An 18676-nucleotide genomic window follows, 5' to 3' on the forward strand; every position below is an offset into this window, starting at 1 on the left:
TTACTTCTCTTTTCTATCTACCTCTTGCAATAGCTGTCGGAGCATATTGGCACGGACAACTGGGGATTCTTCCCCTAGGACACGATCCGTTGCTACAGCAGTCAGCAAGGTCATCTCCTGCTTGGTCATCAAGTCCTGCTCCACCAAAAGCTGGAGGATATCCTCATAAATCTCCTGACTAACTCGCTCACCAATCGAGTAAAGCAAATCGCGGAGCATCTCATGATGACTGGAAAATTCAATCCGCCCTATGCGAATGTAGCCTCCACCACCACGCTTGCTCTCAACCAAGTAACCTCTACTTTCCGTAAAGCGGGTCTTGATGACATAGTTGATCTGACTCGGTACAACCTGGAAGGTATCTGCCAACTGGCTCCGTTGCAATTCCACAATACCAGATTGGTCTAAAATCGCCTTGATATAGGCTTCGATATGATCTGATGTATTTTTAAATCTCATAGTAAATCAAACTCCTTCTTTGAACCTTGACTATCTTTGACTATTATACCGAAATTTTTGATTTTTTTAAAGGAAAAGGGAGCGAGTTGCGAAGATTATTATAAACTATCCAAAACAAAAAGATGGGACCGTAAAACGGTCACCATCATTTTGCTTTATTCAAAGTTGAGATTAGTCAACTTTTTTAGCACGGTATACAAGTCCTGCCAAAGCTGCAAGAACTAGACCAAGAATAGTAGAGAATGCTGTAAAGTCTGCTCCACCAGTGTTTGGCAAATCTCCCTTAGGCTGTTCACCCTTAGGATCTTCCTTAGGATTTTCCTTAGCAGTGTACGTGTTAGTGATTGTTGGGTTGTTACCTGTAACTGTTGCTACAAGTTTGCCTGCACCGTTGTCAACCACTTCAACTGTCACTTTGTAAGAATTCTCATCATATTTGATATTCTCATCGTTACCTTTTACTTCAGTAATAGTGTAAGTGTAGACACCTGCTTTGGCGAAATCTTTTGCTTTGAAAGTAACCGTACCGTCTGCAGCATTTGTAACTGTTTCGATTAATTTGTCACCTTCTTTAAGTTCAAACTTAAACTGACCTGCTGCAAGTTCTTTACCGTTACCGTTCAAGACTTTCTTAGCTGTGAAAGTTACTTGTGTTGAAGATGCAACATAAGTGTTGGTGAAGGTTGGGTTGTTGTCAGTTACAGTCGCAACAAGTTTGCCTGCACCGTTGTCAACAACTTTAACAGTCACTTTATGTGTAGCAGTGTCATATGTCACACCTGCTTCGCTACCTGATTTTTCAGTGATAGTGTAAGTGTGGTCGCCTGCTTCTTTGTACTCAATACCTGCGAAAGCAACTGTACCGTCTGCAGCGTTTGTCGCTGTTCCGATTACTTTTTCACCTTCTTTAAGTTCAAACTCATATTTGCCAGCTTCAAGGGCTTTACCTTCTAAGACTTTCTTAGCGGTAATATTTACAGTTGTTGAAGCAGCTTTATAAGTGTTAGTGAAGGTTGGGTTGTTACCTGTAACAGTTGCAACAAGTTTTCCTTCCCCGTTATCTTTAACGTTCACCTTAACTTCGTGTTTGGCAGTATCGTATGTCACACCTGCTTCACTACCTACTTTTTCTGAGATAGTGTAAGTGTGGTCGCCTGCTTCATTCACCTTTTTTAAGTTCGAATTCGTATTTATCAGCTTCAAGCTCTTTACCGTTCAAGACTTTAGTAGCTGTGATAGTTTCTTTAGCTGGTTTAGCTTTATAAACGTTCGTGAAAGTAATGTTCTTTGTATCTGGTGTTGCAACAAGTTGACCTTGACCGTTATCTTTAACGACTACATTTACTTCATAAGCATTTGGATCGTATTCAACTCCGGCTACATCACCTGCTTTTTCAGAGATAGTGTATGTATAAGTTTTTTCTTCTGTGAGCGTAAGTTCTGGGAATTGAATCTTACCGTTTGCATCGTTTGAAACAGTGTGGAGAACTGTTCCATTTTCTTTCAACTCAAATTCAAATTGGCCAGCCTCGATAGCTTTACCGTTCAAGACTTTCTTAGCTTCAAGTTGAAGTTTTGCTTCTTTAGCAGCGTATGTGTTTGTAAATTCTTTCTTAGAATCTTTATATTTAACACTTGCAATCTTTTGACCATACACGTTTGCTACAGTAACTTCTGCTTCAAGTACTGAATCATCGTATGTATAGCCAGGTTTGTTGTCATTTACTTCTTTAATTTGGTATTTGAATGTACCTTCATTAGAGAATTTAACTGCTGGGAATTTAACATTTCCTTCAGCATCGTTTTTAGCTTCAGTTACAGAACCATCTGGAGCAATCAATTGGAAAGTAAATGCATCTGCCTCAAGAGTTTTTCCTTCAAGTTTTTTCTTAACTTGGAATTCAACCTCATCAGACTTCGCACCTGAACCGATACCTTCTGTAGTTGTCAAAGCAGCAAATCCATGAACATCAAATGTTTCTTGATCGGTTGTCGCTTTTACATCGTTAAATGCTTTTTTAGTTGCATTGTCAACTGGAGCAGTTAGACGAGTTTTATATAGAATATAGAGACCTTGTCCGTCCATTGTACCATCACCGTTTGGAGTGATTGTAAAGTGATTTCCATCAACAACGTTGATATGGGCAGCTTCTAGTCTTGGACGAGCTTCAGCTTTGTTCCACTCAGTAAAGTAGTAACCAGTAATTTCACTTGCAAGAACTTGTCCTTCTGGAATCGTATCTTCGAGTTTAACCCCTGTGTAAGATTTTGCATAGCGGTTAACACGGATACGCCAATTTACGTAGTTAGGGTCGTCTGAGTCTTGAACTCCCCATTTAGTAAATCCAGTTGGGTCATCATCTGGGACGATACGAGTCAAAGTATAAACTTGGTCACCTGGGATATTAATTTGATAAGGAGTGTTTAGTTTAACACTATCTGCCCAAACGACTGTAAACAGGGCAGTAATCTCCTTGTTCTCTGACAAATTAGCAAAGTAAGCAGCATTTGTCACTTTGACAGTAGCTGTGTTATCTGCTTTACTAGTTGTCAATTCAGCAATAGTTGTTTGCCCATCTGGTGCTTTCAATTCCGTAACAGAATCTTTTTCAATCTTAAATTCGTTCGGAACATGATACACCATGTAATCCCCATCTTTGAGGGTTACATCATTTGGGAAACTATAAGTTGGTTGAAGATAGAATTTACCTTCCCCGTACTTAGCGCCATCAACAAGTTTGTTATTGTTGATTTTTGAAACAGTCTTCATTGTGTAACTGCTCGCTGGTAGTTCCTCCGCTTTAACAACATTGCTAACTTTAAGTGCAGGCAAAAAGACCGACACAACCAGTAGCAAGGCCATCAAGCCATGAAAGAGTTTACTAGTTCTCTTTTTCACCACATTATCCTCCTTATTGTCTATAATGGTTCAATTATATTATACAGTTCCATTACAAAATGTCAACTAAAATTTAATTATTTTTATATTAACTTACCATTTCTTTAAATATTAAGCCTAATCATGCATGTTCATCAGCTTTGAAACAAAAAATACAAGCAAGGATTTCGCTTGTATTTAATATATACTAATTTCTTAAAAGGCTACGTATTTAATCCCAATTCTGCTAATATTTGACGCTTATAGGCAATCTTTTGGACTTCCTTGTCCTCGTCTCCAGACCAATCTAGTTTAATTTCTGAGACAATCTGTCCCGGCCGATTTTTTAGGATGTAGATGCGGTCGCTAAGATTGAGGGCCTCTTCAATACTATGTGTGATGATCAAGGTCGTTAGTTGCAACTGCTTGTGAATCTCAAGGTACCAAGCGTGGAGTTCCATCTTGGTCATCTCATCCAAGGCACTAAAGGCCTCGTCTAGAAGAAAGAGCTTGTGCCCGAAAAGGTAGGTCCGAAGCAAGGCTACACGCTGGCGCATCCCTCCACTGAGCTCATGAGGATACTTATCCCGTACGGTTGTCAGCTGGAAGGTCGCAAGGATGTCATCCGCTCGAGCAATAGCCTCCGCCTTATCCACCTTTTGAATCAAGAGAGGCAGGATGATATTGCCAAGCACCGTCTTGTGCTCCAAAAGCAAATCCTTTTGCAACATATAACTCACGCGCCCCTTAGGATTTTCCTCGCCGTCAAGGACAATTCGCCCAGACTGGACTTCTAAAATCCCAGCGATTAGGTTAAAGAGGGTTGTCTTTCCTACACCACTTGGACCTAGAATAGAGACCACTTCACCCGAAGTCACCTGCAGGTTGATGTCCTCTAAAATCTTTTCATCGCCATAGGCATAGCCTACGTGTTCTAGTCTAATTTCTGTCATTATTTCACAAATTCGTTAGTGAAGCCCTTGTCTGTCAAGTCTTCTTTAAGGATACCATTTTCTTTATCCCATTTGTAGAAGGCATTCCAGCGGTCAGCGTCAAATTGTCCCCATTTTTCCTTGTCGCTTGCGTATTCTTTTGACAAGTATTTTTGAGATTCGATGACAAAGTCACGTTTTTCCTTGAGTTCAGGTGCATTCTTGATGAGAATATCTGCAGCTTCTTCTGGGTGTTCCATAGCATATTGGTAGCCTTTTTTGATAGCTTGGATGACTTTGCGAGCTTCTTCTTTGTTGTCTTTTAGATAGTCGTTGTTTGCGATGATAACGGGTGAGTAGTAGTCAAACTCCTTGACATAGTCTTTCAAGTACATGAAGTTGGCGTCTACACCTTGCGATTTAGCAAGGATACCATCCCAACCGTAGTAGATCCAAGCAGTGTCAAAAACACCATTGGCAATCGGTGTGATGGAGTTTGAGTCGTTGTTTGGTACTTTTTCAACCTTTTCAAAGTCTCCACCTTGTGATTCTACCAAGGTTTTCAACATAGCAAGCTCCGTTGGGTCATTCCAGGTTCCGTATTTCTTCCCAACTAAGTCCTTTGGACTGCTGACATTGTCCGATTTACGTGAGATGATTCCAGATGTATTGTGCTCAACGATAGCTGCAACGGCAGTGATTCCTGCACCTTTTTCCAATTTCTTAGCCATGTAGTCTTGGAAATAGATAGCAAACGGCGCCTTGCCATTGATCACCAAGTCAGACGAGCTTTCTTCAGGTGGCAATTTCAAGTCAACATCCACTCCAGCTTCTTTGAAATAACCTTTTTCCTTGGCAACATACAGCCCTGTGTGGTTAGTATTTGGCGTCCAGTCTAGGATAAAGTCAATCTTCTTGAGTTCTGCTTCTTTGTTGTCCTTAGAAGCAGTTCCTTGGCCACAAGCCACCAGTACGACAGCTACAAGAGCTGTTACAAGCGTTAAAAACACTTTCCATGTTTTCTTCATTTTCATTTCCTCTTTTCTTTTTCTAAAACGCTCTATTTAAGTACGTTTCCATTTAATCACGTATTTTTCACTAATATCGACCAACTTCATACCCAAAAGGCTGATAATCGACACCAGAATAATAATGGCAAACATGGTATCATACTGAAACAGTTTTTTAGACTGAATCATGTAGACACCTAGTCCTTCAAAACCTCCCAGCCACTCCGACACCACGGTTGTGATAAAGGCGTAAGAGACACTGACCCTCAGACCTGCATAAAAGTAAGGCAGACTGACTGGGATTTTAAAATGCCACAAGATTTGCCAAGGTTTGGCCCGCATCAGACTAAACAAAGTCAGCATATCCTTGTCACAATGCCTAAATCCATCCAAAATACTAACGATGATAGGGAAGGTTGTCGTCAGGATAATCAAGACAATCTTGGGCAAAATTCCATAGCCTAGCCACAAGACCAGGATAGGGGCTATGGCAATAGTCGGAATGGTCTGAACAACCACCATCATAGGGTAAATCAGGTCATTGAGCCAAGTTAGACTGTCCATAAGCACAGCCATGATACAGGCAATCAAGACACCCAGCACTAGACCGAGTAAAGCCACTCTCAAGGTTGCCCAGCTATGGTGCCAGAGAAATTCTCTGTCACGAACAAAGGACTGGAGAATCTCAAGAGGAGTTGGCAGGATAAACTTGGGTAAAAGTTTGAATATTCCCGCTAACTGCCAGACCGACAAGACTCCAAGAAATCCCAAAAGACTAATCTGTCGTCTCATCATACTTTTCAAGTTTCTCATCTATGCTTAAAATCTCTCCTACATTTATTTTGACATTGGCAAAGACATTATCTGCCTCCTGCCCAGCCACTTCAAGCGCTTCTTTGAGAATGCGCATGAGCTCATCAAACTCTCCTTCCAAGACCGTTTCAAAGGGTGTCACCACCATGGTCACGGACTGAGCTTGCAGATAAGCAATCACTTGATCGATAATAGCAATTCGATCAACCCCCTGTGATAGGGGCAAGACCTGCAAGGCAATGCTTGCTTTCATAAAAACCTCCTCTTCTCTGTTTTTCTTTTTGACAAAAAGAAAAACCTTTCCCATATATACGGAAAAGGTGCAGAATTCGACTAAGTATCCTTCCCTACGCTGGCATTACCCAGATCAGGTGCGGTCGAAGCTTAACACTTCCTCTCAGACTGTACACAGACTCCCGTATCTTATATGGACATATAGTAACGCAAACACAAGGAAAAGTCAAGGAAACTGCTTACAGAAAACCATGAAAAAGAGTTTGAAGGCAAATGCTTCAAACTCTTTCATAACTTTCTTATTTAGCCTCGTACCAGGTTGCCCCTTCGTTTTCATCTGCGATAAGGGGAACACGGAGTTGGATGGCTTCTTCCATGGTTTGTTTCACTAGAGTTTTGACGGCTGCTAGTTCTGATTTCGGAACCTCGAGGACGATTTCATCATGCACTTGCAACAGCATCTTGGTCTGATAGCCACCTTCAACTAGAGCTTTGTCTAGCTGGATCATAGCAATCTTGAGGATATCTGCTGCCGAACCCTGGATAGGAGAGTTGATGGCAGTCCGCTCTGCAAAACCACGAATGTTGAAGTTGCGCGAATTGATATCTGGTAACTCACGACGACGCTTGAAGAGAGTCTCTACATAACCCTTATCACGCGCCTCACGCACCACCTCGTCCATGTAGTTTTTAATACCTGGGAAGCGTTCAAAGTAAGTGTCAATGTAGGCTTTTGCTTCCTTACGGCTGATGCCCAGATTATTAGACAAACCAAAGTCTGAAATCCCGTAAACCACTCCAAAGTTTACCGCCTTGGCATTACGACGGTCGTTTGGAGTCACATCTTCAGGACGTTCAATTCCAAAAACCCGCATGGCCGTCGAGGTATGGATATCTGCTCCCTCTTGAAAGGCCTTAATTAAGTGCTCATCTTTAGAAATATGAGCCAAAACGCGCAACTCAATCTGCGAATAATCCGAGCTAAGAAGAACACTATCCTCCCATTCAGGTACAAAGGCCTTACGAATGAGACGGCCTTGTTCCAAACGAACAGGGATATTTTGCAAGTTTGGATCTACACTAGACAGACGTCCGGTCTGAGTCAAATCTTGCACGTAACGCGTGTGGATCTTGCCATCATCCAAAATCCAGTCTTGCAAACCAATCACATAGGTAGATTGGATCTTAGCAATCTGACGGTAGTCGAGGATTTTCTTAACAATCGGAGCAATAGGAGCTAGACGCTCTAGCACATCCACGGCCGTCGAGTAACCTGTCTTGGTTTTCTTAGTGTACTCTAGAGGAAGACCCAGTTTTTCAAAGAGAAGCACGCCCAACTGCTTAGGGGAGTTGATATTAAACTCCTCACCAGCTAGCTCATAAATCTCTTGAGTGAGTTGCTCAATGACGACCTCATTTTCAGCCTGCATCTCAAGTAGGGTTTCTTTTTTGACCTTGATTCCAGCAATTTCCATCTTGGCAAGGACAAAAGCCAGAGGTTGCTCCATGTCATAGAGAAGGTCTAATTGCCCATGTTCACTGAGTTTTTCAAGTAAAACCGGCTCAGTCTCAACCAATACAGCAACCTTGCGAGCCAAGTGCTCCAAGAATTTCTCTCTCTCAGGGATGGCTTTCTTGACACCCTTACCGTAGAAAGTCTCATCATCAGCCAGATAAGTCTGGCCGTAGAGACTCGCAATGGTTGAAATTTCATTGTTCTCGACTGTTGAGAGTAAGTATTTTGCCAAACGACTGTCAAAAGCAGGTGCCTGGAGATTCAAGCCCAAGCGATTTAAAAGAACCTTCGCTTTCTTAAAGTCATACACTTTCAGAGGTGTTTTTTCTAGAAATTCCTTGAGGATCGGATCCTGCAAGAGCTCAAGTTTATCTGTAGTGTAAAGTTTATCCCCACAGGACCAGGCAAAACCAACCAAATCATCTGTATGGTAGTTTTCCCCAAAGAGTTCAAAGTGGAAGATAGAGTCGGCACTCAGCATGTCTTGACTGACGTGGTCAACGATAGTGAAATCCAAACTTTCAGGCACATCTGTCGATGAAATATTTAAAGCTTGTTTGAGCTGTTTGAAGCCCATCTCATCATAGAATTTCCCAAGTTTTTCCACATCTGGGCCATTATAGACCAAATCATCTAGTCCAATCTCAATTGGTGCCTGAGTCTCAATGGTCGCTAGTGTTTTAGATAAAAAGGCCTGTTCCTTGTCATTGATGAGATTTTCCTTCATCTTAGAAGCCTTCATCCCATCGATATTTTCATAAATACCCTCGAGCGAACCATGTTCCAGCAAGAGCTTGATACCCGTCTTTTCACCGACTTTCGTGACACCAGGGATATTATCAGACTTATCCCCCATGAGGGCCTTAAGATCAATGAACTGAGCTGGCGTGAGGCCCATCTTTTCCATGAGATAGTCCGGCGTAAAGGCCTCAAACTCAGCCACACCTTTTTTGGAAATCTCTACCACCGTATGCTCGTCCGTCAACTGGATCAAATCCTTATCTCCGCTAACGATTGTCACATCAAAAGAATCCTTCTCAGCCAAACGGCCTAAAGTCCCGATGATATCATCGGCTTCATACTGGGCCAACTCATAATGGCGAATCCCAAGATGGTCTAACAACTCACGAATGAAGGGAAATTGCTCACGAAACTCATCTGGAGTTTTAGCACGGCCACCCTTGTAGTCTGCATACATCTCTGTTCGGAAAGTCGTCTTACCAGCATCAAAGGCTACCAAAACATGACTGGGGTCAACCCGCTCTAAGACATGATTCAACATGAGTTGAAAGCCATAGATTGCATTGGTATGAAGGCCATTAGCATTTTTAAAACGATCCAACTGCTGATAGAGCGCAAAAAAAGCTCGAAAAGCAACAGAAGATCCATCAATTAATAATAATTTTTTCTTGTCCATACACCCATTATAAAGGAAAGCAAGGAAAAATACCATCGGAAAGAGCTGAAAAACGTGGACTTGTCCCTATTTCACCATAAAAAAGAAAAGGACTATTCAAATCCTTTTCTTTTATTGATTTCATGCGATTTATTTGTTTAATTTTCTCTTTGCAAATGGTAGCAAACCAAGAAGGAGACCAACAAATCCTAGCGATGCGATTGCTGAAGCATCTTGGCTTCCTGTATTTGGAAGGAGTTGCTCATCCGTTGCTGCAGGCGCTTTGTAGGTACGATCTTGTTCTGTTCCAAGAGTAGGGTTTGTAGCCAAAGGAGCTACACTGCCAGTGTATTCTGGAACTTCATTTACTGCAGGTTCAATCTTTTCAGCATAGGCTGGAATATTGGCCACTGCTGGGGCACCACTTTCTGCATAAACTGGAACATTTGCTAGGGCTGGGGCACCACTTTCTCCATAAGGAAGAGCATTGTTTACTATTGGTGTACCGCTTTCTCCGTAAGCTGGAACATTCACTACGGCCGGGGCGCCACTTTCTGCATAAGGCAGAGTATTGTTTACTATTGGTGTACCGCTTTCTCCGTAAGCTGGAACGTTCGCTACGGCTGGAGCGCCACTTTCTGCATAAGGAAGAGTGTTGTTTACTATTGGTGTTCCGCTTTCTCCGTAAGCTGGAACGTTCGCTACGACTGGAGCGCCACTTTCTGCATAGGCTGGGAGTTCATTTACAGCAGCTTCTACCGCATTTACACCTTTGTTGTATTCTGGCAACTCTGCAGTTGCAGCTTCTACTGCGTTCACCCCACCTTTAAAGTCTTCAATTTCAAGAACAGCCGACATGACACTGCTTAGAGTCTTAATAGCATCCTCATAGTCTACTAAAGCTTGTTGCAAGTCTTTGACTTGACTATTCTTGTCACCAGAAACTTGTAAACTTGATAATTGTGCTTTAATCTTAGCAACTTGCTCTTCTAATTTACTTAGCTCAAGTTTTTTCGCATTACTATTTTCTTCTGCTGCTTCCTTATCTGCTGCGGCGAGTTTTGCTTGGTCTTGGCTTGAGAAATCTTCTTGGCTCATCGCTTCAATTTTTTCTAGGGTAGCGATTAAATCTGAGCGAACTTTAGCTGCATCAACCTGAGCCTCTTTATCAGCTTCGTCTAACTTAGCTTGGTCTTCATCTGTGAATTCTGATACAGGTTCAGCTACTGTTTTGTGCTCGCTCGTATCTGCTGGCCAGTCTACAATAACATCCCCAATCTCCAAATTCTCATCTGCGATAGCCTTCAAAAGATCTTCTTTACCAATCTCTTCTTTGGCTTCTTTGATAGCCGCTTCTTTATTGGTGATTGAAGCGTCTTTTTTAATATCTTCAATTACAGCATTTTCAAGAGATTCTAGGGCTTGAACCAGGGCATCAGTCGCTTGAGAAACTTGTTCTTTGGCATCTTTTTCAGCCTGGTCTAGTAGAGCCTTCTCCTCAGTAGATAATTTTTTATTAGTTTGAGCTTCAGGACCTGTTACCACAGCCTTATCTTCTGCACCTTCTGGCAATTCAGCGATGATATTATCTAAGCTGAGCTCTCCAGACTCAAGAGTATCTGAAATATACATCTTACCGATATATTCCTTCACAGCTTCAGCTGCATCCTCTTTGTCCTCAATCGCTTCCTTATCCTCAATATCACTAATAGCCTGTTCCTCAAGTTCATCCAAAGCCTTCATCAACTCTTCTTTGGTCATTTTAGCTGGATTTGTCGCACCAGGATTAGCTGGACTAGCGTTTTCTGATCCCTTTTCAGTTTGAGCACCGCTCTCCCCTTCTGTTCCAGCTTGTGGTTGTGCAGGAGCAACTGCCTGCTCTTCTGCTTTCCCTTCATCTGCCTTAACTACTGAAGGCTGTGAAACGAGTACACTAGCACCCAATACAGCTGCACTTGCTAAACTTGTTAAAATAACTTTCTTCTTGTCCATTAGACAAAGCCCCTTTTATAGTTTTTAATGTTATTATATTATACTATTTAAAGAACGTCAACTAATTCGATATCCATTTTAAAATTTTATGAACAAGAAGAAAGCTTGTATGATGTTTAAGAAACACTTCCTATCCTTACCCCATCACTGTCTAGTCTGTAGCCATCAATAATCGTATTAACAGCTAAGGCTCCCGAAGCATCAACATAGTAATGTTTACCCGAGACTTGGAACCATTGACTAGCTTTCATCCGGCCAGATTCCTCTAAGTAATACCAAGTTCCCTTGTCTTTAAGCCATCCCGTCTGCATCTCACCCGAAGCCTTTAGATAATACCAGTGAGAGCCATCCTTAACCCAGCCAGTTGACATGGCCCCATTTTCTTTTAAATGATACCAATTGCCATTAACTTTTTTCCATCCTGTTGCTAGCTTACCATTCTCGCGATAATACCAACTCCCTCCTTCTTTTTTCCACCCATTCTCTGTATTGCTTAACTCTGCATACTGCACATATCTTCTAGCACCACTGTAGGATAGATAGCCGAGCCACTTATAACCGTCCTTTTCAAGAACTTGATCATAACTCACACTCTCACCAGCATAATAGTAGTCAATAACCTGTCCTGTACTTGACGGTTGGTCCATAATAGGCGATTTCCCCGTGAATACCATTGTCCCACTAGACGGAAGCTCTGAGCTACGAGCATTCTCACCCGCACTATGGCTAGTAGATAAATCCTTGAAATGAATAAAACCTGTCATCGAAATAGCCTTGACTTTTCGACGGTTATACTTTTCCCGAACCCCATAGTTATACTCTTCGATTTCAATCGTATCCCCTGACACATTTGATACCCAGGCCACGTGCCCATAATAACCTTCTGTCGACCAAGCAATAGCCCCAACTTCTGGCTTAGTATCCACACGATAACCTTCACGACGAGCACGATGTCCCCATTCATTCGCATTTCCGTAGGCAGGAGGAATCTCAAAGCCATTTACACTACTCAAACGAAAGGCCGCAAAAGAGGTACACTGGCGAGAATACATCCGCCACTGATCGATTTCTACACTACCATTCTTGTAGTGAAGCGGATAGTCATCTCCACGCGCTACACTGTCGGCTTGAACCGATTCCCCACCAAACAAAAAGGTACTTGTAACAAACAAAGTAGCCAGCCCTACACTCAACTGAGTACATCTACTCTTCTTAACTCCTGATTTAAAAAACGTCATTCATTCTCCTTAATAATATAAATTTCCGAGGTTCCCCTCGTTTATACTATTCGGGAGAAAAAGAAAAAAGTGAGCAAAGCTCACTTCATTTTAGGATTCTTAGTCTAGATAACGAATCAAGTTCTTTTCTGTCAAGATATCTGAGTAGGTGAAGGATTCAACGTAGACATTGGCTTGTTTGTCTCCTTCAACATCCCCAAATTCAACGATAAATAGAGATGGATACACCTCAATTAGCTTACCCAATCTATTTTTTTGGCGCTTACGGCCATTCTCCAAAGTCATTTCAACGACTTGTCCCTCATGCGCCTTGATCTCTTCTTTGATTTTTTTCATCTTGGCTACATCTGTAAATGCATCTGACATCTTATGCCTCCCTCTTTGAGATACTTGAAAATTTATTGTATTCTTTTTGGAAAATCAATTCCACCGTTCCACGAGCTCCACTACGGTTTTTCTCAATGATAACCTCAACCTTGTTATTTGGAATTCCTTCCTCTTCTTCACCCGCACGATCGTAGTAGTCGTCACGGTATAGAAAAGCTACGATATCCGCATCCTGCTCGATAGAACCCGATTCACGAATATCAGACAAGACTGGTCTCTTATCCTGACGCTGTTCCACTCCACGAGATAACTGACTGAGAGCAATGACTGGAACCTTTAGCTCTTTAGCTAGAATTTTCAACTGACGAGAAATTTCAGAAACTTCTTGTTGACGGTTCTCACGACCAGTCCCTGTAATAAGCTGTAGGTAGTCGATCAAAATCAATCCTAGATTGCCCGTTTCTTGAGCTAGTTTGCGTGAACGAGAGCGAATTTCCGTGATTCGAATCCCTGGTGTATCATCGATATAGATACTCGCGTTAGCTAGGTTCCCTTGAGCAATGGTATACTTTTGCCACTCCTCATCAGTCAATTGACCTGTACGGATAGAATGGGACTCCACTAATCCTTCGGCCGCCAACATACGGTCTACTAGACTTTCCGCACCCATTTCCAGTGAAAAGATGGCAACCGTCTTGTCCAACTTAGTCCCAATGTTCTGAGCAATGTTCAAAGCAAAGGCCGTCTTACCAACCGCTGGACGAGCCGCTAGGATAATTAGTTCCTCCTCATGGAGACCTGTCGTCATATGGTCCAAATCACGGTAGCCCGTTGCAATACCAGTGATATCCGTTGTTTGTTGTGACCGAACTTCTAGGTTCCCAAAGTTGATATTTAGAATATCACGGATGTTCTTGAAACCACTACGATTGGCGTTTTCGCTAACATCAATGAGTCCCTTTTCAGCCTGAGCGATGATTTCATCTGCAGGCTTAGAAGCCTCATAAGCTTGGTTGACAGACTCTGTCAACTTGGAAATCAAGCGACGAAGCATAGCCTTTTCAGCTACGATTTTAGCATAATATTCTGCATTAGCTGAAGTTGGTACAGAGTTGACAATTTCAACAAGGTAAGACAAGCCACCAATATTTTGGAGATCCCCTTGACTATCCAAAATCGTCCGAACCGTCGTCGCATCAATCGCTTCCCCACGATCCGACAAATCTACCATCGCTTGGAAAATCAACCGATGAGCATACTTAAAGAAGTCACGAGAATCAATGTATTCTCGGACAAAAACGAGCTTACTCTCATCTATAAAAATAGCCCCCAGAACAGATTGTTCTGCTAAAATATCCTGAGGTTGAACTCGCAGTTCCTCTACTTCTGCCATCTGACTTTCCTTCCTTTTACAATCTTGTCAAGAAGTTGTAAACTTAACCTTCTTTTACACGAAGATTGATGATACTTGTAACATCTTGGTAGATCTTCACTGGTACATCAATCAAACCTACTGCTCGAATTGGTGCTTGCACTTGAATATTGCGTTTGTCAATCTTGATACCAAATTGCTTAAGCAATTCTTCTGCAATCTTCTTGTTGGTGATGGATCCAAATGTACGACCATCTGGTCCAACCTTTTCAACAAACTCTACAACCGTTTCTTCTGCTTCTAGCTTGGCTTTGATAGCCTTTGCTTCAGCAATCATCTCTGCATGAGCTTTTTCTTCAGATTTTTGTTTTCCACGCAACTCACCCACTGCTTGAGCAGTCGCTTCCTTAGCCAAATTCTTTTTAATCAGGAAGTTTTGAGCGTAGCCAGTTGGCACTTCCTTGATTTCGCCTTTTTTCCCTTTTCCTTTGACATCTGCTAAAAAGATTACTTTCATTCTTCTTTCTCCTTTTCCTTTACTTCTTCCAAGATTAGTTGAGTCAATTTTTCTCCTGCTTCTGTTAGACTCATATTCTCGATTTGCGCGGCAGCTAGATTAAAGTGACCACCGCCACCCAACTCTTCCATAATGCGTTGCACATTGATTTTACTACGACTTCGAGCCGAGATAGAGATAAATCCTTGTGTATTTTTTGCTAGAACGAAGCTGGCTTCAATACCTGACATAGCCAGCATAGCATCGGCAGCCTTACTGATAACAACTGTGTCATAAGACATTGAGTCCTTAGCTCGGGCAATCAAGATATCTGAACCTAACTTACGACCTTGTAAAATGAGTTCATTTACCTCACGGTACTCTTCAAAATCTGTCGCAGCAATCTCCTGGATAGCAATACTGTCACTTCCCCGTGTTCTCAGATAGCTAGCCACATCAAAGGTTCGGCTCGTCACGCGAGATGTGAAATTCTTGGTATCCAGCATCATACCAGCCATCAAAACACTGGCCTGCATACGACTCAAACGATTCTTCTTAGAATTTTGGAACTGAATCAATTCTGTTACCAACTCACTGGCACTACTTGCCCCACTTTCAATATAGGTGATGACTGCATTCTCAGGGAAATCCTGATCACGTCTATGATGGTCAATAACAATAGTTTGAGTGAACAAATCATAAAAATCTTTTGACAAGGTCAGAGCCGTCTTGGAATGATCCACCAGAATCAATAATGAACGGTTTGTAACTAACTTCATCGCATCTGTAAGAGATAAAAGCTTCGTAACATCTTCCTTCTTCAAGAACTGAATAGCACGTTCGATATCTGCTGGCATATGGTCTGCATCATAGACAGCATAACTGTTCTCAATAATATTACTTGCAAACAACTGCATACCAACAGCAGAGCCCAAAGCATCCATATCTAGATTTTTATGACCGACTACAAAAACTTGGTCAACACTTCGAATCTTATCAGAAATGGCTGTCATCATGGCTCTGGTACGTGTACGAGTACGTTTGATAGATGCAGCAGTTCCTCCACCAAAGTAGACAGGATTCTTGGTTTCGTTATTTTCCTTGACCACCACCTGGTCACCACCGCGAACTTCTGCTAAGTTCAAGTTGAGCAAGGCAATTTTCCCTATCTCTTCATGGTTTCCATCACCATAAGAAAATCCCATACTTAAAGTTAGGGCTAGCTGCCTCTGTTTTGATTCTTCTCGGAAAGTATCAATAACAGAGAATTTATCATTCATCAATTCCTCTAGTACTGTGTAATCTGTGAATACATAAAAACGATCCATCCCCACACGGCGAGAGAACATAGCATACTTACTAGCAAATTCTGAAACAAAATTAGCTACAAAGCTATTGATATGACTGATATCGGAGTCAGATGTCGCATCCTCCAAATCATCATAGTTATCTACCGAGATGACTCCAATGACTGGACGGCTAGTTACCAATTCGACAGTTGCTTCGTACTCTCCAGAAACATCAAAGAAATACAAAACACCTGAAGCCTTGTCCATATGGACAGCATATCGTGTTTCGCCTAAGGTAGCATACGAACCTGGATTCCCAACAGAAGCCTTGATGATGGTTTGAATTAACTCAACATCAATTTCCCCTTCTTCAGTAGTTAAAATCAGCTCAGCATAGGGATTAAACCATTCCACTTCTCCGCTTGATAAGTCTAATTTCAGGACTCCCACCGGCATTTGATCAAGCAAAGTACTCAAGCTATTTTCGGCTTGGTGATTTACATATTGGATTTGTTCAATTTCGCTCTTTTCATACTGTTTTTTTTGCCAAACGAATAAAAGCAAATAAAGCAGTACAAATAAAAACAAAACAGTGATTGTTACAGCAAGATTATGTGAAAAAATAATCAGCAAAGTTAAGATTCCGAAAGTTGCAAGTCCTAGCAAGACTGCAGAAAACGGGATTAAATTATTTTTTTTCATTCTAAACCTCTTGCGCATTATTATATCATAAAAACCCTTAAAAAGCGACCTTTTAAAAGATGCAAGCCCTTCATTTCTCTAACCTCAGACACAAAAAGAGGAGGGAATCATCACCCTCCTACCCACGTGTTCAGATCACTAACACCTAACGTTCAACGATGAGGGCTGTTCCCATCCCTCCTCCGATACAGAGAGTAGCTAAACCAGTTTTAGCATCACGTTTCATCATCTCATGTAGCAGCGTTACTAGGATACGGCAACCGGAAGCCCCAATTGGGTGACCAAGAGCAATGGCGCCACCATTGACATTGACAATATCTGTGTTGAAACCAAGTGTTTTACCAACCGCACAAGCCTGAGCAGCAAAAGCTTCATTTGACTCAATCAAGTCGAGATCTTCAACTGTCAAATTGCCTTTTTCAAGAGCCTTGCGAGTCGCATAAATCGGTCCACATCCCATCATCTTAGGATCCAAACCTGCACTTGCATACGAACGAATGCGGGCAATCACTGAAAGCCCTAATTCTTCCGCTTTTTCAGCGCTCATGACCAAGACAGCCGCTGCTCCATCATTGATACCTGAAGCATTTCCCGCTGTGACAGAACCGTCTTTTTTGAAAACCGGACCTAGCTTAGACAAGCTCTCCAAGCTAGCATCTTTTCTAGGATATTCATCTGTATCAAAAACGATAGGATCGCCTTTGAGTTGAGGAATGACAACTGGCACAATCTCTTCTTTAAAGTGTCCAGATTCTATAGCTGCAACTGCTCGTTTTTGTGACTCTAAAGCAAGAGCATCTTGCTCTTCTCTACTGACACCATATTCTTCGGCCACATTTTCAGCTGTAATCCCCATATGGTATTCATTAAAGGCATCAGACAAACCGTCCTTAATCATGGTATCTACCACTTTTGAATCTCCCATACGGCCACCCCAACGAAAGCTTGGCAAAACGTATGGAGCCTGACTCATGTTTTCTGCACCACCAGTTACGATAATATCTGCATCGCCACATCGAATCGCTTGAGCAGCCAACTGCACGGCCTTCAAACCGGAACCACAAACCTTATTGATGGTAAAGGCTGGTGTAGATTCCGGAAGTCCCGCATGAATGCTCATTTGGCGAGCCACATTTTGCCCTAAACCAGCGCCTAGGACATTCCCCATAATCACTTCGTCTACTAGCTCTGGTTTGACATTGGCTTTTTCTAAAGCACTCTTAATAACCAAAGCTCCCAAATCAACAGCTGAAACATTCTTCAAACTTCCTCCAAAGGAGCCTATTGGAGTTCGCACTGCCGAAACAATCACCACGTCTTTCATAACTGCCCCCATATATACCTTTTATAATGACGCAATACAAAAGTGGTTTACACTGGTGTAAACCACTTTAAAAATTCTATTTTATGATTCTTTCACTTCTAACAAACCAACTTCACCATCTTCACGGCGATACAAAACATTAGTTGTTTGATCTTCTACATCTACATAGATAAAGAAATCATGTCCCAATAAATCCATTTGGAGAAGAGCTTCTTCTAAATCCATTGGCTTCAAATCAATTTGTTTTGAACGAACGACTTTTGGTTGCACAACATTTGCATCTTCAACTAGAGCGTCTGTAAAGAGTTGACTTGTCGCAACTTTATTTTTATTCTTACGTTCGATTTTAGTTTTATTTTTACGAATCTGACGTTCAATTTTATCTGTTACAAGATCGATAGAACCATACATATCTTGAGAAATATCTTCAGCACGAAGAGTGATAGATCCAAGCGGAATTGTTACTTCAACCTTTGCTGTTTTTTCACGGTAAACTTTCAAGTTCACACGTGCATCCAACTCCTGCTCAGGTTGAAAATACTTTTCGATCTTTTCGAGTTTAGAAACTACATAATCACGAATTGCTTCTGTTACTTCTAGGTTTTCACCACGGATACTATATTTAATCATATAAGTACCTTCTTTCTAAACATTTTTGTTTTTCTAATTATATTATAACGCTTTCATTTTCATTTTGC

At 41.7% G+C, this 18676-nt stretch carries 15 protein-coding genes and 1 pseudogene; all 16 read right to left on the reverse strand.

Annotation, left to right across the window (positions count from 1 at the left end):
* Positions 1-459, reverse strand: a complete 459-nt coding sequence (locus V470_09590; GenBank protein AHZ48658.1) for a CtsR family transcriptional regulator — start codon at positions 457-459, stop codon at positions 1-3.
* A gap of 171 nt (positions 460-630) precedes the next feature.
* Positions 631-1662: a hypothetical protein gene (locus V470_10770; GenBank protein AJZ74461.1), complete on the reverse strand. Its 1032-nt coding sequence runs from the start codon at positions 1660-1662 to the stop codon at positions 631-633.
* A gap of 55 nt (positions 1663-1717) precedes the next feature.
* A pseudogene (locus V470_10775) lies at positions 1718-3358 on the reverse strand (cell surface protein).
* 203 nt (positions 3359-3561) lie between these two features.
* Entirely contained in the window at positions 3562-4290 is a 729-nt protein-coding gene (locus V470_09600) for a nitrate ABC transporter ATP-binding protein (protein ID AHZ48659.1), read from the reverse strand.
* Entirely contained in the window at positions 4290-5297 is a 1008-nt protein-coding gene (locus tag V470_09605) for a nitrate ABC transporter substrate-binding protein (protein AHZ48660.1), read from the reverse strand. Before V470_09605 ends, V470_09600 begins: the two co-directional genes overlap by 1 nt.
* 36 nt (positions 5298-5333) lie before the next feature.
* Complete coding sequence (locus tag V470_09610; protein AHZ48661.1) at positions 5334-6092, reverse strand: nitrate ABC transporter permease; 759 nt, start codon at positions 6090-6092, stop codon at positions 5334-5336.
* Complete coding sequence (locus V470_09615; protein ID AHZ48662.1) at positions 6055-6345, reverse strand: hypothetical protein; 291 nt, start codon at positions 6343-6345, stop codon at positions 6055-6057. Before V470_09615 ends, V470_09610 begins: the two co-directional genes overlap by 38 nt.
* 280 nt (positions 6346-6625) lie before the next feature.
* Positions 6626-9259 carry a DNA polymerase I gene (locus V470_09620; protein AHZ48663.1) on the reverse strand — a complete coding sequence of 878 codons (2634 nt, stop codon included), beginning with the start codon at positions 9257-9259 and terminating at the stop codon, positions 6626-6628.
* A 129-nt stretch (positions 9260-9388) separates the two neighbouring features.
* Positions 9389-11230 (reverse strand): cell wall anchor protein, encoded by a 1842-nt coding sequence (locus V470_10780; protein AJZ74462.1) that lies wholly within the window; start codon positions 11228-11230, stop codon positions 9389-9391.
* Positions 11231-11346: 116 nt separating this feature from the next.
* Positions 11347-12468 carry a choline-binding protein D gene (locus tag V470_09630; GenBank protein AHZ48664.1) on the reverse strand — a complete coding sequence of 374 codons (1122 nt, stop codon included), beginning with the start codon at positions 12466-12468 and terminating at the stop codon, positions 11347-11349.
* A 99-nt stretch (positions 12469-12567) separates the two neighbouring features.
* Positions 12568-12834 (reverse strand): hypothetical protein, encoded by a 267-nt coding sequence (locus V470_09635; protein AHZ48665.1) that lies wholly within the window; start codon positions 12832-12834, stop codon positions 12568-12570.
* Position 12835: 1 nt separating this feature from the next.
* Complete coding sequence (locus tag V470_09640; GenBank protein AHZ48666.1) at positions 12836-14188, reverse strand: DNA helicase; 1353 nt, start codon at positions 14186-14188, stop codon at positions 12836-12838.
* 43 nt (positions 14189-14231) lie between these two features.
* Positions 14232-14684: a 50S ribosomal protein L9 gene (locus tag V470_09645; protein ID AHZ48667.1), complete on the reverse strand. Its 453-nt coding sequence runs from the start codon at positions 14682-14684 to the stop codon at positions 14232-14234.
* Positions 14681-16654, reverse strand: coding sequence for a phosphoesterase (locus V470_09650; protein ID AHZ48668.1), 1974 nt, complete (start codon positions 16652-16654; stop codon positions 14681-14683). The genes V470_09645 and V470_09650 overlap by 4 nt, the downstream gene beginning before the upstream one ends.
* 145 nt (positions 16655-16799) lie before the next feature.
* On the reverse strand, positions 16800-17978 hold the full coding sequence (locus V470_09655; protein AHZ48669.1) for an acetyl-CoA acetyltransferase: 1179 nt from the start codon (positions 17976-17978) through the stop codon (positions 16800-16802).
* Between the two features lie 81 nt (positions 17979-18059).
* A complete protein-coding gene (locus tag V470_09660) occupies positions 18060-18608 on the reverse strand; it encodes a ribosome-associated factor Y (GenBank protein ID AHZ48670.1) in 549 nt (182 codons plus the stop codon).
* Positions 18609-18676 lie beyond the last annotated feature (68 nt).

It is taken from the genome of Streptococcus sp. VT 162, assembly GCA_000688775.2.
Classification (GTDB): Bacteria; Bacillota; Bacilli; order Lactobacillales; family Streptococcaceae; genus Streptococcus.